The organism is Hydrogenophaga sp. (assembly GCF_048549895.1).
Classification (GTDB): domain Bacteria; phylum Pseudomonadota; class Gammaproteobacteria; order Burkholderiales; family Burkholderiaceae_C; genus Hydrogenophaga.
Window position 1 is genome coordinate 1 of record NZ_JBLYYB010000142.1, and the last position, 22990, is coordinate 22990.

The 22990-nt window shown below is 65.7% G+C and carries 5 protein-coding genes; 3 read left to right on the plus strand and 2 right to left on the minus strand.

Annotation, left to right across the window (positions count from 1 at the left end):
- Positions 1–116, minus strand: a 116-nt coding sequence (locus tag ACN4F8_RS14500) for a type II secretion system protein (RefSeq protein WP_419474246.1), incomplete at its 3' end; no start/stop codon positions are given.
- Between the two features lie 201 nt (positions 117–317).
- On the minus strand, positions 318–1937 hold the full coding sequence (locus ACN4F8_RS14505; protein ID WP_300653094.1) for a PglL family O-oligosaccharyltransferase: 1620 nt from the start codon (positions 1935–1937) through the stop codon (positions 318–320).
- A gap of 200 nt (positions 1938–2137) precedes the next feature.
- Between ACN4F8_RS14505 and ACN4F8_RS14510 the strand changes: the two genes are divergently transcribed.
- From ACN4F8_RS14510 to ACN4F8_RS14520, 3 genes are all read left to right on the plus strand, one after another.
- A complete protein-coding gene (locus ACN4F8_RS14510) occupies positions 2138–2746 on the plus strand; it encodes a hypothetical protein (RefSeq protein ID WP_300653076.1) in 609 nt (202 codons plus the stop codon).
- Between the two features lie 71 nt (positions 2747–2817).
- On the plus strand, positions 2818–3639 hold the full coding sequence (locus ACN4F8_RS14515) for a SapC family protein (protein WP_300653073.1): 822 nt from the start codon (positions 2818–2820) through the stop codon (positions 3637–3639).
- A 92-nt stretch (positions 3640–3731) separates the two neighbouring features.
- Positions 3732–22990, plus strand: a 19259-nt coding sequence (locus tag ACN4F8_RS14520) for a leukotoxin LktA family filamentous adhesin (RefSeq protein ID WP_419474245.1), incomplete at its 3' end; no start/stop codon positions are given.

Below are 22990 nucleotides of genomic sequence, written 5' to 3' on the forward strand. Positions count from 1 at the left end.
AGTTCCTGACCGGTGGTGACAGCTGCGAACAGCAGGCCGGCGGCGGCCATGGTCACCGACATTTCGACCAGGGTGAAACCGCGTTGGCGGCGTGTGCTTTGTGGGCGGGTTTTCATAGATGAATTCCTGTGGGAAGGGTTGACCCTGCAGCCGTGTGGCCGAAGGACTGTCCGATGGACGCCATCATCCTATCATTTGAGAGTGTAAAAATGATAACAACCATAAAAAAGTGAAAAAAAATCACATTTACTGCTTTTGATTTTTTTCACTGTTTTGCTGGTTGCCAATGGGCTGCACCCAAGTGATCCCTGGCGACTTCACTGCGCAAGGCCACAGCGGGCCAATGCGGCTGGATCTTTCAGGGCGTGAAACTTGGCGTATGCCTCGGGAAACAGAGCTTTGAACCGGGTGGCCAGGATCCAGGCTTCTGCGTTGCGTCCTACTTCACACAAGACAGAGAGCCGAACCCACAGCAGCAGCGTGCTGGGCCCGCCGCCGAGTAAGCGGGCAGTGGCAGCCAGCACTTGCGGCGTGTTTTCCGGTGTAGCTGGCACTCGTTCTAGCAGCGCACGGTCGGCGTAGTGCCTGAACAGGACGGTACGCTGCACCGCCAACGCGCGGGCTGGGTCTTCCAGCGAGCGACCCGAGGGGCCGAAAGCTGTGCTGACTTTCGCGTAGTCCACCAGCGCCAACACGGTGCACGCCAGCAAGGCCATGACACCCACGGCCAAGGCTCGGGCTGGCAGGTTGCGAACTGGCCGGCTGGCTCCGCCGCCCACGATCAGTCCGAACGCAAAGGCGGTGGGCAGCAGGAAAGGCATATACCAGAGTGGGTACTCGGTGAGGCTGTGCAGGCCCACCACGGCAAGCGCCAGCCAAGCCCAAGCGGTATCGGCCAGCTCTGGGTCAGGCGTTGTGTTGCCTCGGGTGGCGGTGGGGTTGATTGCCGCGTGCCAGGGGCGTCTGCTCCAAAGCAGCCAGGCCACCGGGGCCAAAATAATGGTGGTGCCTAAAAACCCCACCTCGGCCAGCAAATGCAGCACTAGGTTATGGGCATTGACGGTGTTTTGCAGCCCGGGCTGAGGCGCCAGCTGCTCGAACCGGGCGCGGCCCAGTTCGCCCCAGCCCACGCCCCGCAGGGGGTGTCGCAGGGCCAGTTCCCAAGCTTCTGCCCAGTAAGCAATCCGTGCTGACACTGAGGCACCACCCCGCGTCAGACTGGCTTCCGACCCCATACCTCCTGCCACTGGCAGCCAGGGCAAGACGAGGGCGATCAGGGCAACCCATAGCGGACCTGCCACGAACACCCACCATTCCAGCCGGCTCGGGCGGCGCAGCAGGAGCACCATGCCTGCCGAGACTGCCACAGCGCACAGCAATCCGGTGCGCGAACCCGACAATGCCACACCTGAATACGCCAGCGCCGCCAGCACGGCCGTGACGCTACGTGCATCCAACCCTTCCCGGTGGCGCCACCACGCTGCCAGCAAGCCCAACAAGGCAAAGCTGGCCAGATGGTTCGACTGGCGCAGGTTGCCGTAGGGGCGGCTGGTCGGGTTCAAGTTGGCTAGTGGTTCAAACGCCCGCTCTAGGTCAAAAAACTGCAACCAGGCCACCGCGACGTGCCACACCATGGCCAGTACCAATGCGGCCATGAACGCTTGGGTGATGGCGCGCCTAGTGCTTGCCAGGCGCCCGATGGCGAGCAACACAGCGCAGGCCGCGGCGGCCGCCAGTAGGCCCACCAGCGACAGGCGGTCGCTCCCGCCGCTGAGCCAGGCCACCCCGACCACTCCCACAAACCACGCCAGCGGCGCTACTGGCATCACCGGGCGCAGCACCAGCCCAGCTATCGCGGCAGCCAGCAGGCCCGCAGCAAAGGGCACCACCGTGAGCGAAGGGCCCAGTACCCAGGGCCAGCAAAACACCAGCAGCATCGTCACGGCCCAAGCCCAAATTAGCAGATGAGTGGGGGCAATGACGCGAGTGGGGTGGTGCATGGGGAAAACCAAGCGGAAGCTCACCAAATGAGAGCGTTTTAAATAACAAGATGATTTTATTATCGATAAAAATGGTAAAAAATATAAAATTCACCATGAACTTGTTTTTGTCCCTTCGCCTCGCTCTGCACTGTTCTATGGGCGTCACGCTGGTTGTGTGTCTGCTCTGTGCTCCAGGTTCCGCCGAGGCCAGCCCCGACGGCGCGCTCTACCAATGCCCGCGCAACCTGTTCACCAACCAGATAGACGAGGCGCAAGCGCGGCTTCAGGGCTGCTCGCGCGTCGCGCCGGGTCGCCTCACGCAGGGCCTGGTGCCTGCGCTCAGCCCTCTGCCGCCGGCCGTGCCGTACACCGCCACCACAACGACCGTGGCTCCCGTGGTGGCGACAGCGTCGACGCCGGCCGTGGGCGAGCCGACAGCCGCGCCGGTAACGCCAGCAGTGGCTCCAGTGCCCGCGGGCCTTGCACCGGTGGCTGCGGTCACACCTGTGGCAACCCAGCCGATGTCTGTGGTCCCTGTGCAAACGCCCGGGCCTGCAGCCATGCGGGTGGCCAGCACCCAACAGCGCGCCCGCGATCAGGACGCTCAGGCCATTCTGCGAAGCGAGCTCTCCCGCATCCAGTCAGCGCAGCGCGAGCTGCAGCGCGCAAGTGCTGCCCCCAACGCCGATCAGACCGCGACGCTCAACCGCCTGCGCGAAGACGAGGTGGCCTTGCGACGCGAGCTGGCCCGCTTCAACCCTTGAGGTTGATTTCCACCTTTATTGCATCGACCCACCCCTTTTCTTTTCACCCAACCTTCAGGCCCACGCCACCCATGTCCACTTCTGCCGATTTTTCTGTTGCCTCTGCCACCGCACTTGCAGCTTCCCCCGCCGCTTCACCTGCCACGTCACCCGCCGCCTCGGCCCAGTCCTCCATGGTGGTGCTGCACCGCGAAACCCATGGCCAGCAGCGCTGGGACGCCCAGTCCGACCGTTATGGTTTCGCCCGCGGTTCCGTGACCGCTGCGATCAGCTTGTCCGAGCTCGCCGCCGCCTGCACCGTGTTCCCCTGCGTGATGGCGCGTTCGGCCGAGGGTGGCTGGAGCTTGCTGGCCATTACTGGGTTGCAGCCGGGCCACAACCTGTTTGTGAATGAGGAGGGCGCCTGGGAGGCCGACTACTTGCCCGCCACCCTGGCGAGCTGGCCGTTCCGGCTGGTGCGCGAAGGCGGAGATGCCGGGCGTTTTCTGGTGGCGGTGCACAGCCCATCACTCAACACCACCGAGGGCGACGCCCTGTTTGACAAGGCCGGTGTCGAAATGCCCTGGCTGAGCGAGCGCCTGCGCGCGCTGGTGGCCACCGACGCCGCGCTGGCGGACACATCGCGCCTCATCGAAGCGCTTGACCAGGCCGGCTTGCTGCACGCCCGCACTTTGCAGGCGGTGCTGGCCGATGGCCGCGACATCGAACTCAACGGCTTCATGACCGTGGACGAAGCCCTGCTGGGCGACCTGGCTTCAGATCAGTTGCATGCCCTGCACACCTCGGGCGCGCTGTCGCTGGCTTACCTGCACCTGTTGTCAATGCGTCGCTTCCGTGCGCTGGTGGCGCGCGCCAGCCAGCGCCAGACAGCAGCCGCCGAGTTCGCTGCCTGACAGGCTCTGCTGCGCGATTCGTTTTCGTTCTGTTTGTATTTGCCCGCGCCCAGCCGCCTCGGTTGGGCCAGCTGTTTCCCTGAAAGCCTGCCATGAGCCGCCTCCCGTCCAAAGCGCAACGAACCACCACCTCCCCGCAGCGCCAGCGCCTGCAGACCCTGGTGGTGCGCGTGGGAACATTGCCCATGGCCGCGGCCATGGCCCTGGGGGCCACGGTGCCCTGGGCGGTGGCGCAAACGGTGATCACTCCGCTGAGCGGTCCGGCCGCCACCCAGACCCTGGTGACCCGCACGCCCGATCGCGTGACGGTGACCACCGGCACCCTGCGCGATGGCAATGCGTTCAACAACTTCTCGTCCTTCCAGGTGGGCGCGGGCGACCGCGTGGGTTTGGTGGTGCCGCAGGGGGCCAACTGGCTGGTGAACGTGGTGCGCGACGCGCGGGTGCAGGTGGACGGTTTATTGCAGGGTCAGCTGGCCAATGGCACCGTGGGTGGCAACCTGCTGTTCATTGACCGTCACGGGTTCGCGGTGGGTCCGCAGGGGCGTGTGCAGGCCGGGCGGCTGGTGTTTGCCGCGCCCTCGTCGGCGTTTGTCGATGGCCTGCTGGCCGACGGACCTGGCCTGAGCAGTGCGCGGGTGGGTGGTGTGCTGGGGGGCGCCTTTGACCGCTCCGACACCGGAGTGGTGCGCATCGACGGGGCGATTGAAACCACCGACGGAGTGCAGCTCATGGCCGGCCACGGCGCGGGCTCGGCCCACGCCGTGGCCGTCTCGGGCCAGGTGAGCGTGGCGGGCCGCATGGCAGGCAGCGCGGTCAACCTGGGCGACCTGCGTTCGCTGGCCCCGGTGGTCGTGCGAGACGGAGTGATCGACATCACCACACCGGGCGACATCGTGTTCAACGGCAAGCTCCTGGCGGACGGATCGCACTGGAACGAGGCCGGCGCGGTGCGCGTGGTGGCGAGCGGCAACATCGAGCTGGGCAGCGCAAGCGTGGTGTCGGCGTCGGCGGGCGAGGGCAGCGGCGCGCGGGGCGGCACGGTCAGCCTGTTTGCCCATGGCAGCGCGAGCAACGCCACCGGTGCGGCCCTGGCTGCACGGGGTGACGGTGTTGGTGCGGGCGGCTTCATTGAATTCTCCGCTGCCCGTTCGGTGCAGGTGGGTGGCTTGACGCTCGATGCCAGTAGCGATCAGGGCCAGGCCGGTCTGGCCTACATCGACCCCGAAGATCTGACGGTCACGGGCAGCCTCTACACGAACGGCGCCAGCCTCTCGATGGATGCCAGCAAAACCTTGAAGGTCAACGCCGGTGTGACGCTGAACACGCGCCGCGTCAACGGCACAACGGCTTCTTCGAGCGGTGTGTCCAGCGCCGCCACGCTGATCACGAGCGATCCGCTGACGCCTTCGGTAGGTAACAGCGGAAACATCATTCTCACAGCGCCTTCGATCACGGTGCAAGCTGGCGCCACGCTGGATGCATCGGTCATCAACCAAGGCGGCACGACCCACGAGGCCGGCGACATCATCCTCACAGCCACCCAGATCAGCACTCAGCAAACGCTCGTCAGCATGACCGATGCGAATGCCGGCATCGATGTGGCAGGCACGCTGACCGGACGCAATGTGACGCTGGAGGCTTCGATCGAATCGGCAGCCTCGTTTGGCGGCACCTCGGGCACGATCCAGCAGGAAGCCATCAACCTGCTGCTGGGCGATCTGCCGTTTGCTGCCAGCCTGTCTTATGTGGAAGCGAAGGGCAATGCCAACATCACGGTACGTCCCACGGCGGTGCTGGCAGCAACCGAGAACATCACCCTCACGGCGCTGGCGGACCGTTCTGTGAGCGTGGAAACCGAGGCTGCCGGCTCTGCCAAAGCCAACCTCAGCGCGGGCTTTGCGCGCGTGCTGGGCAACACGACCATTGATGTTCAAGGGGGCGCCAGCCTCACGGCCGATGGCGATATCGCCTTGGTGGCCGCTTCCAAAACCTCCGTCACCATGGCCAGCTCGGCTGCGGGTGAGACCGACGAGGAAAGCGGTGCAGCCAACGTGGCTTCCATCGTGTTTGCGGGCTCCATGTCCGACGTGACCACCTCGGTCAACGTGGCCACGGGCGCCGCACTGGACAGCGGTGGCGACAGCCTTCTGCAGGCGTTTCATTCGGGTAACTACGACACCACGGCGGAGGTCACGGTGTATGGCGGTGGCAAGGCGGGTGTGGTGGGCGCTTTGTCGCTGCAAAACTCCGTCACCAGCGTGACGGTGGGTGGCACGGTGGACGCACAGGGCCATGTGAGTCTGATGGCCATGAACGCATCGGCCAAAAATGCGATCACGGCCAGTGCCACCAACGCCTCCAAGAAAGAAGAAGACAGCCTAGTGGCGGGTTTGCCGCCATCGCTCGAGTACTCCCAGGACGACGCTGGCGAAGCAGCCGAGGCCCAGTTGCTGGACAGCTTCACCGCCATGACCGAGGAGTTCTCGGCCAGCTCCGACGAAGCTTCGGGTGGCACGCCTTCGCAGACCAAGTCGCCGGCCTTGCGCCTGGCGGGTGCCATGACCTGGTCGCAGTCGAGCCACACCACCAGGGCCTCTCTGGCAGCAGGTGGTGTCATCAACGCCGGCGGCGATGCTGTGGTGGACGCGCAGACCCTGGTGGGGCAGCTGCAGAGCGTGGCCATGGCCGAGGCAACCTCGGAAACCGACGACAAGAACGGAACCAAGACCAGCCTGGGGGTGGCGTTCAACTACGCCGACCACAGCTTCACCACCAAGGCCCTGGTGGGCACGGGTGCTGCCATCACGGCAGACCATGTGGCCGTGAACGCCTCGACCGACGTGCCGCAGTTCTACACCGCTGGCTTGCCTTTTGTCGATGGCGTGCCGGTCGAGTGGGGAACGTTCTCCACCGCCTACGAGACCTTCATGGCGGGCACCGATCCGCTATACGACGGGTTCAACACCCGCGTGGGCGCCACCTCGTCAGCCACCAACCTGGCAGCGGCCGGCGCTGTCAGCCTGTCGTTCATGACAAACGACACCCGCGCCTGGGTTGACACCGGCGCACAAATCACCAGCAACGTGGCCGATGGCGTAGCGTGGAGCTACGACGTTCGCGAGGTGGGCTTCGAGTCCGATCTGGTGGCGATGCTGACTCCGATCAACACTTACACGCTGGACAAGGACCTCGGCGTGCTGGGCGACTTTGTTTCCGAAACCCGTGAAGCCCCCAGAGGCCCGGACGTTGAAGAGATCAGCTTCAGCCGCAGTTTTGGCGCTGCCGTGGTGGTGCGGGCCGAAAACCACGTGCAGACCCTGCACCTGGCCGGTGGCACCGGACCGGAAGCCGGAGGCAGCGGCAGCTCGGTGGGCGGGACCTTCTCGATGGTCTCGCGCGACAACACGGCGGTGGCGGGCATTGCCGACAGCGCCGTGATTCAGTCCCACCGGCTGGACGTGGCGGCGGAAACCATTGACTGGGTCCTGTCGCTCTCGCCCACCTCGGGCCAGGGTGCCGGCGTTGCCGCCAATGGGATTGCGTCGTTGAACAAGTTCAGTGAGACCACGCGCGCTTCGATCAGCCGTGAGGCACTGGTCACGGCCGAATCGGTGAACTTGAACGCCCAGCTGTCGTTGGGCGTGATTGCCGTGACGGGCGCGGTGACGAAAAGCGAAAACTCCGGCGTGGGCATTGGCGTGGCCATGAACGACATGGTGGGCAACACGCAGGCCTACATCGGCGACAACGACACCGACGGTGGCGGCGCCGACACGGCCGAAGGCGTGGCCGGGTTTGTGAAGACCTCCCAGCTGGCTGTGCAGGCCCGCAGCGACGGCATGATCGTGGCCGTGGGTGTGGCCGGCGCGGCAGCCGGTCAGGAAAGTCCGACCGACAAAAGCGCCAACAAGAACTTGGGGGAGAAGGCGGGCACCAAGTCGGCCGACACCCAGGCGCAGCTGGACGGCAACGATTCGACCATGGCACCGTTGGAGGATGCGAGTGCGCCCATCGAGGGCGAAGGCACCGAGGAAGCCGCGGCTGAAGAACCCGAAGCGAGCAAGCCACCGCGCTTTTCCATCGCGGGCGCTGGCGCCATTGTCACCAACTACAGCGACATCGACACCACTGCCTTGCTCGACGGTGCGGTGGTCCAGGCGCTCGATGTGGGCGCAAGCACCACGACGGCGGTGGCTGTGCGCGCCCTGTCCGACTTGACGCAGGTGAGCGTGGCCGGCGGCGGCGCCCTGTCCATGGCCAAGAATGCGTCCACCACTTTCAGCGCGGCGGTGGCCGGCGCGGTGGCCATTCAGGATTCGGATGACGACACCTCTGCGCTCATCCGCAACAACACGGTGGTGAGCGATCTCGCCGACCGTTCCGGCGCCCTGGTGGTGCAGGCACTCAAGAGCGGTGAACGCACCGCCGTGGCCACCGGCATTTCGCTCAACCTGTCCAAAGGCAGCACAACCAGCCTGTCGGTGGCGGGTGCGGTGTCGGCCACGCAGACCAGCGACGACACAGCCGCCGGTGTTGACGGCTCGACCATCACGGGTGACGCGGCCACGCCTTCGGCGCTGGGCGTGCAGGTGGTGGCGTACGACCGCAGCCGCATCGGTGCGGGCGGTGGTGCGTTGTCGGTGAGCACGGGCAAAGGATCGGCCAGCGCGGGTGCGGCCATCTCCATCGTGGACATGACCGGCAGCACCACGGCGGTACTCAGCGGGGGAACGATGACCCGCGTGCACGACCTGGCGGTGGCTGCTTTGTCGTCGCAGAAGGTCGTGGGCATGGCGGCCGTGGCCAGCGTGCAGACGGATGCGTCTTCCAAGGGCCAGTTGATGGGCTCGTTTGTGTTCAACCAGATCGGCAACACGGTGGGTGCCGGTGTGAAGGGCGCGGCCGCGGTGAACCTCACGGGCGATCTGGCGATCCAGGCCGGCGGTGCCCCCACCGACAGCACGCTGGACGCCCTGGTGGGCGCCGTTCGAAGCTCGACCATGATCGACTACGAGATGGCATCCACCAGCAATGGCTACACGGACGACCTCAAGAATGCGGTGGGCGGCGAGAGCATTCTCGGCGTGGCGGGCACCTTGGGCCTGACCCTGGGCAGCAACGCCGCCAGCTTGGGCCTGTCCTACGTCCACAACAGCATCCAAACCAGCTACGACGCCGAGCTCAACGGCAGCATCAGCGCAGGCGGTGAGGTGAGCGTGCAGGCACTCAGCGAGGCCGACATCGTGGGCGTTTCGGTGGGCCTGGGCGCCACCAAAGGCAAGTTCTCGGGCATGGGCTCGGCCAGCGTGAACCTGATCGGGCAGCGCACGCGCGCCTTGGTAACCGGTGGCTCTGTGACGGCGGCTGGGCTGGAGGTGTCGTCGAAGACCGTGGGCAACCAGTTCAGCCTTGCAGGCAACCTCAGCATCGCAGTGGGCGGTGGCAGCGGAAACGCCGCCGGGGCTGCGGTGTCCTACACCCTCTCGGCGGGGCGCGACTACAACGTGGGCGGCGACACCAGCAGCACACGCTCGGCGGGCAACGAAGCGTCGATCAGCGATGCCACGGTCGACGTGGGTTCGGGCGATGTGGTGGTGTCGGCCCAGCACACCAGCGACACGCAGTCGGTGGCCGCCTCGGGCGCAGCAGCCGACGGTAACGTCGGGTTTGCCGGCACCATGTCGTTCACCGACGTTGGCGGCGTCACCACGGCCGTGGTCGACAACACCGATCTCACGGCGAGCACAGTGAGCGTGACCGCAGGCGAGGCCACCAATGGTCGCACGGCCAGCAGCCTGTCGGTTGCGGGTGGCCTGGCCTTGTCCAAGGGCCACGCCGGCGCATTGGCGGTGGCGTGGAACACCATGAGCGCTGTTCGCCGTGCGAGCATCACTGACAGCGATCTGGTGGTGGCCGAGTCGGTGACGGTTGAATCCAGCGCGCAGGGCTCGATCGAGACGCTGGCGGTGGCCGTGTCGGCTGGCAAGGACAACGCCGGCTCAGGATCGGTGTCCAGCAACTTCATGATCTCCGACACCTCCGCCGAGATTTCGGGCGGCAGGCTCACGGGCACCGCCACCAGCCTGACGGTGCGCTCCACGGGCGCCTCGTCCATCGAATCGCTGGCGGGTGCGGTGTCGGCGGGCGGCACCGGCGCCGTCGGTGGCGCGGTGGCCATCAACTCGGTGGGCGAGGGCGCGGACAACTTCCGCGTTCGCACCCGGCTGGCCAACACCGCGCTGTCGGCCCCGGTGGCTGTCACGGTGGCCTCCAGTCTCGCGGGTTCGATCGAATCGATCGCCGCGTCGGGCAGCGGCGCCGGCACGGCGGCGATCAATGGCAGCGTGACCGTCAACACCATCGAGGCCGACGTGCTGACCGAGGTGACGGGCGTGAACCAGCGCGGCAGTGGCGGCGCGTTCAAGCTCACCGCCAACAACGATGCGGACATTTCCTCTCTGGCCGGCACCATCAGCGGCGCGGGCACGGGCGCGGCGGGTGCGGCGGTCTCGGTCAACACGATCGGCGGCAACGTGAGCGCTCGCCTGGTCAGCAGCACCCTGCGCGCCACTGGTGCGCTGGAAGTGGACGCTTCCTCGTCAGGCGTTATCAAGTCGGTGGCTGCCGGTGTGTCTGGTGGCGGCACGGCGGCGCTGGCGGGCTCCAACACCACCAATGCCATCACATCCGCGGTGCTGGCGCAGATGGACAGCGTGACGCAGGCGGTGGCGTCTGCCTCGCTGCGCGTGCAGGCGCTGGACAGCTCGACCATCCAGTCCTTTGCGGGCTCGGTGGCTGGAGGCGGCACGGCCGCCGGTGGTGCAGCCTTTGCGCTGAACTTCCTGGGCCGCACGGCGCTCAACGCCGACAGCAGCAAGCTCGTCAAGGCCCAGGTGCTCGACAGCACGCTCAATTCGGGCGGTGCTGTGCAGGTGAAGGCCTTGTCGACCTCGACCATCGAGTCGATGGCCGTGGCCGTGGGAGGCAGCGGCAACGCGGCCGTGACGGGTTCGAACACCACCAACCTGCTGGAGGACGACATCGTCGCCTCGTGGTCGGGAGGTTCGCTCAACGGCAGTGCCACCACGCTGACGCTGCAAGCCGACGATGCGGCCACGGTGCGCACGCTGGCGGGCAACTTCTCGGGCTCTGGCACGGCCGCCGTGGGCGCTGCGATTGCGGTCAACCAGATCGGCAGCGCGGTCGGCGCCACCCTCTCGGGCATGACGTTGGGTGCGGCAACTGCGGTGGTGGTGGATGCGGACCTGCGCGGCCAGATCAAGTCAGTGGCCGCCTCGGGCGCGGCCTCTGGCGGCGCGTCGGTCAACGGCAGCTTCACAACCAACGCGGTCAACGCGAGCGTGAAAGCCCAGGTGTCGGGTCTGACCCAGAGCGCCAGCGGCGGTGAGTTCACGGTGAGCGCCGATAACGACGCCGATGTTTTCTCGATCGCCGGTACGGTCAGCGGATCGGGTAGCGCGGCCGTGGGCGCGGCGGTGGCGGTCAATGAGGTGGGCGGTGATGTGACCGCCCGGGTGGCAACCAGCACGCTGCGCGCCACCGGCTCGGTGAACGTTCAGGCCACCTCGTCGGGCTCCATCCAGTCGGTGGCCGCGGGTATGTCCGGTGGCGGCTCGGTGGCGCTGGCGGGTTCCAACACGACCAACGCGATCACCTCCACGGTGCTGGCACAGATGGACAGCGTGACGCAGTCGGTGGCGTCCTATTCCCTGCGAGTGCAGGCGCTGGACAGCTCGACCATCCAGTCATTTGCGGGCTCGGTGGCCGGAGGCGGCACAGCCGCCGGCGGCGCAGCCTTTGCCCTGAACTTCCTGGGGCGCACTTCGCTCAATGCCGACAGCAGCAAACTCGTCAAAGCCCAGGTGCTCAACAGCTCGCTCAACTCGGGCGGCGCGGTGCAGGTGAAGGCGCTGTCTACCTCCACCATCGAATCTCTGGGCATGGCGGTGGGCGCCAGCGGTAACGCTGCAGTGACCGGCTCCAACACCACCAACCTGCTCGAAGATGAAATCTCGGCCACCTGGTCAGGGGGATCGTTCAACGGCAGTGCATCGACTCTGACCGTGCAGGCCGACGATGACGCCACCGTACGCACACTGGCGGGCAATTTTTCGGGCGGGCTCACGGGTGCCTTTGGTGCGGCGATCGCGGTCAACGAGATTGGCAGCGTGGTGCATGCGACGTTGTCCGACATGGACCTGGGCGCAGCCACCGCCGTCGTGGTGGACGCTGATCTACGCGGCCAGATCAAATCCGTTGCTGCATCGGGAGCTGCCGATGGTGTGGCGTCGGTCAACGGCAGCTTCACCACCAACGAGGTCAACGCCAGCGTGAAGGCGCAGGCACTGGACGTGATTCAGTTCACCAACGGCGGCAGCTTCGAAGTGAGAGCGGACAACGATGCGGACATCTTCTCGATCGCCGGCACGGTCAGCGGTTCCGGCGGCGCTGCCGTGGGTGCTGCGGTCGCGGTGAACGATATCGGCGGGGATGTGACAGCGCGCCTGGCCGATAGCGCGTTGCGTTCCAGCGGCGCAGTGATCGTGCAGGCGACCTCGTCGAGCACCATCCAGTCGGTCGCGGCCGGTATGTCCGGGGGCGGCTCGCTGGCGCTGGCGGGCTCAAACTCGACCAACGGCATCACCTCGACGGTGCTGGCCCAGGTGGACTCTGTCGACCTGGTGGTGAACGCGGCTTCGTTGACGGTGCTGGCGCGCGACACCTCGACCATCCAGTCGTTTGCCGGCACGGTGGCCGGGGGTGGGGCGGCGAGTGGAGGCGCGGCGCTGGCCCTGAACTTCCTGGGCCGTACGGCGACGAATGCCGGCAGCAGCAAGCGGGTGGAAGCCGAAGTGGTCGACAGCGTGGTGCGTGTTAATGGGCCGGTCGGCGTGAATGCCTATTCCACTTCGACCATCGAGTCGGTGGGTGTGGCGGCGGGAGCAAGCGGCACGACCGCCGTCACGGGCTCGAACTCGACCAACCTGCTGGAAGACGACATCACAGCGTCGTGGGCGGGGTCGGAGCTGATCAGCACCAGTACGCTGACGGTGGCTGCGCGCCAGGCGTCCCGCATCGATTCGCTGGCCGGCAATGTGTCGGGCAGTCTGGGCGCCAGCGTGGGGGCCGCGGTGGCGGTCAACCGCATCGGCACCGACACCAACGCCAGCCTGGTGGGCGTGGGCCTCAACCAGTTCAACTCTGGCATGGGTTACTGGACCCAATACGCTGACGATCTGGTGCTGTCGGCCGAGAGCGACAACCAGATCAACACCATCGCTGTGGGCATGAGTGCCGGCAGCGTGGGTGTGCAGGGATCGGTGGCGGTCAGCGTGATCGAGTCCTTGACCCGAGCCACCCTGGGTGCCGACGGCTTTGTGACCAATGTGATCGCCTCTGACTCGGTGGCAGTGACGGCCAACAGCCGCGACCGCATTCGCGGACTGGCGGGAGCGGTTGCCCTGGGGGCAGCGGGTGTGGGGGCGGCAGGCGGCGTGCAGACAAACATCGTCACCAGTATCACGTCGGCCGGTATCATCGGCGCCGATACCCACGTGAATGCCTTCGCGCTCGGCGATGGCCTCACAGTCAAGGATTCGGCGCTGCTCAGCAGCCCGGACCTGATGAACATCAGCGCTGTGTCAGACAGTGTCCTGAGCGGCGCCAGTTATAACACCCGCGTGGTGAAGGGTCTGGCGGTGCAAGCCACGTCGATCCAGCAGATCGGCGCGCTCACGGCGGTGGCCGGTGGTGGCGCCGCAGGCGCAGCAGGCGCCTCGATCAACGTGGACCAGATCGGAGGCTCCACCCGCGCGTACATCGACAGTGCGCGCTTCATCAACGACGGCAGTGGGGCGGCTGCCGCGCAGTCAGCCGATGTGATGGCATCCAACCACGCCATGGTGGCCAGCTCGGCGACCGCACTGGCCATTGGTGGAACCGCCGGTGTCTCGGGTTCGGTGGGTACCGAAACGATCGAGCGCAGCACGCGTGCCGAAGTGATCGACGGCGCCATCGTGAACGCACAGGGGGCGGTTTCGGTGAATGCGGTCTCGACCGGCACAGTGGCGCAAATTTCCGCAGGCGCTGCCGGTGGTGGTGTAGCAGGTGTGGCCGGCAGTGGCGATGTGGTGCTGATCCGGGGCGAGACAGTCGCACTGATCGACAACGCGACTGTGCGTGCCCACAGCATTTCCGTGGTGGCCGATGGCGCCAACCGGGCAAACCTGATTGCCGGCTCCATCGGTGGTGGCGGCGCCGTGGGCGTGGGCCTGAGTTTCACGGTGGCGGTGTCCGGTTCGACTGTGAGCGCGGTGGTGGACGACTCCACCCTCATGGCCGATGGTGCCGTGGTGGTGGATGCCGACAACCGCACTGAGTCTCTGTCGGTCAGCGCTTCGGGCGCCGTCGGCGGTGTGGCCGGTGTGGCGGTTGGTGCCACGGTCACCGTGGTGGAAGGGGCCACCCTGGCTACCGTCTCCGGCACGTCCACGGTGGGTCGCCGAACGCTGGCCACCGGGCTGGTGGCATCCGCCGGCGACGCGCCGGTGACCATCAACCTGGCTTCCACTGACGACTTGGTGGGAACCGGCAACCAGACCAGCGTGCGCTTCAGTTTGAGCGACCTCGACGGCCGGGTGAACCCGGCGTCGGCCGTGGTATCCGTGACCGATGGCGAGACCACGGTGACGGCCGTGCGCCAGGCCGATGGAACCTACACGGCCAATGTGTCTGGCCTGGCCGACGGCGTGTTGCTGGCACAGGTGGTGTTGACCGAGGACTCGGTCCAGAAGGTCTCCAGCACCACGATGCTCAAGTCGACCGGCATCAACGACCTGGACGCCCTGCCTGAGGCCGCCAGCCTACCGCCGTCCGCCACGCGCATATCCACCCTGTCGAGTTTTGACGAGGTGGATGCGCGCAACCATGGAGCGGTGCGTTTCGTGCTCAAGGGTGCTGCTGGTCCCACAGCCGACAGCACGGCGGTGGTCACGGTGTCTGACGGCACGCGCAGCGTCACGGCCACGCTGGGAGCCGACGGCAGCTACACCGCCGATGTGCGCTCGCTGGGCGACGGTGTGCTCACCGCGCTGGTGACCACACGAGCAGGCGAGACGTCGCGAACGACCTTGACGAAAGCGTCCGGCGCGGGTTCGCTGTCCGTGACGGCCAACGAACACATCGTGCTCAACAGCAATGCCGGGCAGATCGGCGTAGGCGGTGTCGCCGGCGTGGGTGCGTCGGCCAACGTGGTGATCGGGCGCAGTGCGGTCGATGCATCGGTTAACGCCGAGAGCGTGCGCGTATCCGACACGCTGACGGTGTCGGCCGCACGCGATGCCGACATCGACATGATCACGGCAACCGGCGGTGGCGGTGGCTTTGTGGGCGTCAGCGGTGCGGTGGGTGTGCTGATTTTCGGCAGCGCGCCGGACAGCAATGCCAACAGTGAGCTGACCGGCAGCAGCAGCACCCTGGGCCAGATCAACACGGCCACGCAGTCCGACCGTGCACAGGGCACGGGCACGGCTTTGTCGTCGTCGGAGACCACGGCCCTCAACGACGGCGGCCGCTACAACACAGAGGGAGCCTTCTCGGGAGCTTCCGGCAACCACCGCACCAGCGCCACGGTGGCCGCCCAGTCCATCGTGGCGGGGTCGGTGTCGGTGTCCAGCCTGGACCGCACGGCGGTGGACAACAACGCGGGCGCGATCGCCGCAGGCGGTCTCGCGGGTGTGAGCGCAGGCGTGGCGGTGAGCCTGTTGGGTGGCGCCAATCATGCAGGGGTATCGGTGGGCGACATGGCGGTGGCCGGTGACGTGAACATCGAGTCCGGCGTGCGAACGCCGGGCAGCGGCAAGCCGGCAATTGAGAGCCGCGCCATCGCCGGCGCCGGGGGCTTTGTGGGTGTGGGCGCTGCCGTGTCGGTGGCCTCCAACACCACCGCCAACACGGCGGTGCTGGCCGGTCAACTCAGCGCGGGCGGTGCGGTGAGCGTCAAAGCGCTGGACGAAGCCTCGTTGCTGAGCGAAGCCGTGGGCAGCACGGCGGGCGTTTTGTCGGTGGGGTTGGTCACGGCCACCGCCTCGCAAACAGGCGCCGTTGGCACCACGCTGTCGGGCATCCACAACGGGCAGGGCTTTTCCGCAAGTGCTGAGCGCAACGCCTCGGCGTCGGCGCAGGCCACGGGCGGCTCGGCAGGCGTGTATGCCGGTTCGGGCGCGGGTGCGTCCGCCAGCGATAGCGGTACGGTTTCGCTCACCCTGGCCAGCGGTACCGTGATCGATGCCGGTGCAGGTGATCTGGTGCTATCCGCCAAGGCCAACCCCAGCGCCAGCACGAACGCCACGGGCGTATCAGTGGGACGGACCGCTGGGTTGGGTGTGTCGGTGGCCCAGTCCAACGTTGACACGTCGGTACAGGTAACGGCGCTGGGTGCGCTCACCTTGCGCGGTGCCGATTTACTGGTGACGGCGGTGCTGGGTGCGGGCGATTCGTCTGTGACCTCCAAGGCGGTGGCGGGTGGCGGTGGACTGCTGCTGGGTCTGCAGGGAGCCGCTGCGACGTCCAACAACACCGGCGCGGCCTCGGTCAGCCTCGGCAGTGGTGCGACCCTGGGTGCGAGTGGCGATATGGGCATTTCGGCCAACGACTCCATGCGCATTACATCCGACGCCACCGGCGTGGGCTTGGGCTTTGTCGGTGCAGGCGTGGCGCTGGCCACGGCCGAGAGCCATACCTCGGTGAACGTTTCGGCGGGCGCGCTCGTAGGGCGCGTGGCGGGCAACCTCACGGTGAGCGCACGCGGCGACGAGAGCGTGGACGCTGACGCTGTGGCTGGCAGCGGAGGCGTGGTAGCGGGCGCGGGCGCCGATGCGCGTGTGGTGCACGACCAGGATGTGAGCGCCACCGCCTCCACAGCTGTGGCAGGCCTCACGGTGGTGGGCACCACCACGCTCAGTGCAGACCGCAAGGTGCGTTATGACAGCCAGGCCGAGACGACGAACGCGTCTGCCTTTGGCGGCTCGGGCGCGGTCACGACCGCCACCCTTAACGGATCGGCCACCGCCAAACTGGGTAACGGTTCGATCCTGACAGGCGCACAACTCCGGGTGCTGGCCAACAACGATGTGGAGCGAAACGACCTCGGCGCCGAGAGCGCACGTGGGGGCGGCGGCGGGGTGATCGCGGGCGCGGGTGCGAGCGCTATCACGGTCATCAACGGCACGGCCACGGCCGAAATCGGTGATGACGTCATCCTGAACCTGGGTGGCGATACCACCGGTCTGCTGGAGCTGCGTGCTTACAACCAACTGCGTGGCTCGTCGGTGGGACGGCTGGATCTGGGCGGGGCTATTCCCATTGCCCTGGTCGACACCCAGATCCGCTCCAACGCCAACGCCAACGCCAAACTCGGCGCGCGCGACGCCATCAATGTGGCGGGCGTGGTCTACATCAATGCCTTGTCGTACGTTGACATTGAAGCCAACACCATCACCAAGACCTACGGCGCGGCCGCGGGAGCCCAGGGGGACGCGTTGGCGCTGGCCACTGTGACCAACCAGGTCACGGTGGGGGTCGATACCAACCTGGTGGCTGAGGGTACGGTCACCCTGCTGGCCGGTCAGGACCGTGACTTCTGGCGTAACAAGAGTTTTGTGACTGCGCGCGCCGATCTGTTCAACCACGCGGCCGTGCCGGTGTCGGTCAATCCCGACGTGAAGGCCACCTTGAACCTGAACAACAACGTCACCGTGAGCGGTGACGCGGTCCGCTCGGGCGGCACGATCCAGCTCGGCGGTATTGCCGGCAGCTACGTGGTGGAAGGCAAAGGTAAGGTCAACGACTGGACGCGCGACGTGGGTGAGCTGGTGGGTGTGAGCAGCGAATACGGCAGCTCCTCCAAGACACTGAACGCCAACGTGGCACTCAGCGGCGTGATCGAAGCCGGCTTTGGCAACAAGCAACGGGTGGTCATCGCAGAGAACGGCAGCTTGGCTGTCAATGAGGGCAACATCCGCTACAGCATTGGCACTGAAGACCTTGCCGCCACCGGCGCGGCGTACCTCGACACCTTGTACGCTCAGCTCAAGAACTACGGCTCGATTCCGGAAGTGCGGGCCTTTGTCGAGGCGGAAATTGCTTTCTACCTGGAATCGCTGTTGCGCGAGGGCTTTGCAGCGCTGGAAACCGACCCCGACACCGGTCAAAGTCGCATCATTGCCCAAGAGAATGTGCCAGGCACCTTCATCACCTTCCAGAATGTTCGCGCGGGCAGCGGTAACGTGGAGCTGTTTGGCAACAACGTCACAGGCAGCGCCAGCATCACGGCGCGCGCTGACTCCGAGATCCTGATCGAGAACAACAGCCCGATGAACGTGCGGGTGAAGGATCTGATCATCGACAGCTCGGGTGGCTTTGCCAAGTACAACGGGACTTACCTGAAGGCCAGTGCGGACATCGCCAGTTTCAACCGCGACACCAAAACCGGTCTGGCCATCACGGTGGACAGCATCGACACACGCGCCGCGGCCGGCGGGGGCGTGGGCGAGGAGTTGCCCACGATCGAGGTGACGAACAACTACGTGTCCACCGGACTGGTGTCGAACTCGGCCGTGATCGCCACTGCAGCCGATGGCAGCTGGGCAGACTTGCGACAAGACCAGATGCGCGCGCCGGAGATTCGCGTCAACGGACTGGTTTACAACAAGCTGGGCCCGATCCTGTTGAACAACACAGCGGGCAGCATCTCGGTGACGCAGGAAGACGCTAACTATATGCCACGCCTTGATGGCCTGGAAGTGCAGGTCAATGCGGGTAAAAACTTCGTGCTGTCCTCGCCGTCGGTGAGCCAATCCGTGGGTGGTTCTCCCGAATCGATCTACGCCGTGGCCTACAACGACGATCAGCAGAGGAAGCTCGACAGCATGGGCGTGGTGCGCTGTGGTACGGCCCGTGCCGGCGTACCCAGCGCGACGAGCTTCAATGCCAGCTGCCTGAAAAATGGCACCGGCGGCATTTACGCCAGTGGCGGCATTTTCCTGGGTGCGCGCTACCTGAACATCAACGGCACCGTGCAGTCCGGCCAGTCCGACTACGGCGTGACGCTCACGCAGGCCAGCGTGGGCACGACCATCAACAACTGGGAAGCCCAGTGGACCGCCAACCGGGGCAGCTATCTCGCTCAGGGTCGATCTTCCCTGGTGCAGGTGTCGGGCCGGCGCTCCACCGACAACGAATCGGAAATCAACAAGCAGTTTGCCAACGGCACCATCACCCAGTCTCAGCGAGATGCACAACTCGCGTCCGTGACGACGCGACGCGGTGAACCTGTGGTGTATTACGACGCCGAGGACAACCGCCTCAAAGTGGCTTCCACCGAAGTCACTGGAGGCCTGGTCGAGTTGGTGGGCTCCATCATCAACACCGGCGGCGGCGTGATCCGCGCGCTGGACGGATACGCCCGCTTCAACATCGACAACCAGACCAACTATGGCATCGATTTGCTGGGCCTGGACACCGGCGGGGACGCGGGCGTGGTGCGCATCACCGACCTGAACCGGCCCGTGTACACGGCTGGTCGCATCACCTCGTATGAGGTGACCACCTACGAGCGCGGTTCGACGGGTGCTTTCCGCTCCACCACCACGGCGGGGCGAGGCGCCGGCGCCGCGGTGCTGCGCTCCAGCGCCTCCACGCTGGCCTCGCCCAGCGGCAGCCGCTTGGCCACCTTCAGCTACGCGCCAGTCACCAACAGCACCTACGTGTGGTCGGCGGGTTATGAGTTCAACCAGGAAAAGCGCTACTGGTATCAGAAGTCTTCGGCTCTCTGGGGCGCCATCAACCTGGGTTCCATCAAGTGGAACAGCATCGACATCGTCACGAAAGATGCCACAGCGATGCCCGAGGGCATCTACGTGACCACGTCAGGCGCGCCCAGCCAGAACTTCACGATGAGCACGCAGACGTTTGTGACCGACGGAGAGGAAGAGACCTACTACCGCAGCTGGAAGAAGTGCGGACCTCTGTGTTTCAAGAAGACCTACTACGTGGACTACCGCACGGAAGTGGGCAAGAAAGACGTGTTTACTCAGCGTGTCCGCGCCGATCACCCGATTGCCATCGAATTCGTCGGCTACAGCACAGGCCTGATCGATGTGAAGAGCAATGCGGGCGTTCGCCTTTCGGGCAGCATCACCAACGACAGCGGCCTGGTATCCATACGTTCCTACAACGGGTCCATCGAACAGCTCAGCGGTGGTACTGCCGTAACAGGTGATGATCTGCGCTTCTATGCCAAAACCGGCATTGGGACCGAGGGCGCGCCGATCAACGTGATCACGGGAACCGGCTCATTCACTGCCCAGTCTGACAGCGGGAACATTTCTTTCCAGAGCTTGGGGGGCGCGCTGCGCATCAACCAGGTGTCGACCACCGGCAAGGTGTGGTTGCTGGGTGATGAAGACATCGTGGGTGTCAACCCGAACACGGTGCATGTGATCGGCAGCCGAATTCAGCTCTCCGCGCCTCGAGGTGGTATCGGTGTGTTCAATGCCGATGGCACAGTCCTGTCTACGCTCAATATCCAGACGCAGGACTCGTCTGGCGGTGGTATCACAGCCACCGCGGCGCGCGGCATTGCCCTGAAGCAGGCCACGGGCAACCTGTGGGTGAACCAGATCGCATCCAACGGGGGTGATGTCTACATTCAGGCCGGTGGCGATCTGATCGACAACAACCGCAACGAAACCCGCGACGTGCGCACCGAAGAGGAACTGCTTGCGCTGTGGGACGCTGCGGCACTGCAGGGCAACAGCGCCGAAGACAGTCGCCAGCTGACCCTGCGCACCACGCGCAGTCAGTTCCGCCGGTACTGGGCGCTGCGCAATGCCACCGTCACCTCGGTGGACCCGGCTACCGGTGCCGTCACCTACACCGCTGACAGCCTGAACGCTGACACCTACGAATTTGTGTACTCGGATGCCGAGCGGGCACAACTCGCGCAGTCGGGCTTGTCCGTGGCGCAGATCACCAGTCTGGAGGCCGCTCGCACGCAAGAGGTGAAGGACCTTGACGCCCTTTACGGAGCTACGCGATACCAGCTCAACGACGCCCTCGTGATTGACGAGGTGAACGCTGCCTACCTGCTGGCTGGCCGCCCGGCGGTGGATGCGCTCTCGACCTGGAGCGATGCAGAGCTGCAGAGCCCGCTGCCCAATGCCATCTTCTCCAAGTCGTCCACCGACACACAGACCCGGATTGAAGAGCCCAATGTGGTGGGCAACCGGGTGGTGCTTCGTCCCGGCGGCAAGATTGGGCGCGATGATGGAGCCGTCACCATCGATCTGCGCAAGGCGGGCGGACTCACCGTCGACGACCGGCTCACCATCATGTCGGCTGAGACAGACGACATGAGCCTGGACAAGACGAACTGGCTGTTGACCGTGGTGAAGAAGGACACATTCAACGTGTTGTCCAACCGACTGAACGTCAACTCGAACGGTTTTGTGTACTTGGGGGCGGACACCACGGACGCCTACCCGACCGGCGGCGACGCCAACCTGGAGCAGGTGATCGGCGCCGGCGAAGTGCGGATCAAGGTGAGTGGATCAATCCTGAATGCCGCCAACACCGGCGGCTCGGTGATCCAGGGCCACAAGGCCATTCTCGAAGCAGCGTCCGGCTCGATCGGCAGCGCGCTCAAACCGGTGACGCTCACCCTGACAGGTGGTGGAACGCCGAGCCAAGCGACCCTGGTGGCGCGCGCACAAGATGGTATTTGGCTCGGTCAGACCGGCGACATGCGGGTGGCCGATGTGTATTCACCGGCCTCTGTTTCGTTGACGGCATCGGGGTCCATCATCGATGCGCGTGGTGAGCGCACGCGCTCTATCGAGGCCGACGGCATCACGCTGACCGCTCTGGGCGGCGCGGTGGGCACGGAGCTCAACCCGATGCGGGTCAAGTCCAGCCTGAGCAGCGGTGTGAATGCCAGCAGCGCCCTTGGCTACTCCATCTACCTGCACGGCGCAGAAACCGGGTTGACCGTGGGCGCACTGTCGTCGGGGCTGGACCTAGACCTGTATGCAGCACAAGGCGGCTTGCGCGTGGTGGACGATGTCACGGCGCTGGGCCGCATTGACGCTGAGGCCTCGGGCACGGGTGACTTCACGATGGCCAGCGGCACAACGCTTCAGGCACAAACGGGCGACATCTATGTGGCCGCCGACGATGTGGGCCTGAGCCAGCTGGATGCATCGCGTGGTGTGGTGGTAGTCGCGCGTGGCGCCCTCACCGACACCAGCGACGACGTTGTCAACGTGAATGTGGCCGGTCGCGGGGTGACGCTGACAGCGGCCGGCTCCATCGGCACCACAGCCAAGGCGGTGGACGTACTCGCCAAGACCGGCACCAAGCTGGTGGCCACTACGGGCGGTAACGCCTATCTGGGGTCGGCTACTTCGTCGCTGCGGATCGGGCAGGTGTCGGCCGTAGGCAATGCAGTGATCAGTTCTGGCTATTCCATCCTAGACGACCGGGGCACGCGTGCCCAGGCGGTGGACGCCACCAACATCTCCTTCGCTGCTGGCGGCGACGTGGGCCAGGCGACTTTGCCCATGACCGTGAAGACTTCGTTGGATGGCGCCGTGCTCAGCGCTGTGGCCGGTGGATCGGTACACCTGGGCAGCAGCAGCGGCGTGCTGCGCGTGCGCACGGCCAGCGCCGGCACCGGCCAGTTGTCCTTGAATGGGGGCCTGGCCGGGTTGGCCATTGGCGGTCAACTCACGACCTCCAATGGTCTGACCCTGAGCGCGGGCACGCAGGCGCTGTCGCTGGAAGCCGATGCCGACCTGGTGAACTTGTCGGGCAATCTGGTGCTGCAGGGTCGAACAATCAATATCGCCGATGGTGCGTCGGTCGACGGCAGAACGGGTTCGGTCGTGCTTTCGGCCACGGGCGACATCACCCTGACCGGGATTCGCAGCGACAACACTTCGTCGAGCGCGATTGTTGTGTCCACGACCACTGGCTCTGTGCTCGACGGCGGTGACAGCGTCACCGACATGACTGTCGCCAGTTCCACTGGTGGCATCGTTGTGACGGCGCAGGGCAGCGTGGGTAACACCGCCCTGGCGGCTTCGGCGCAGGGCAGATCCATTGAAACCGATGCGACTTCGCTGCTGGTCACGAGCAAGACCGATTCGGTGTCGCTGGCGCAGGCCCGCGCGACCCGCGAGGTCGTGATTTCGGCAAGCAAGAAGGCCGAACTGCTTGCTCAAGGCTCCGTGGTGGGCACGAAGGTGGCATCGTTGCTGAGCGATGTGGC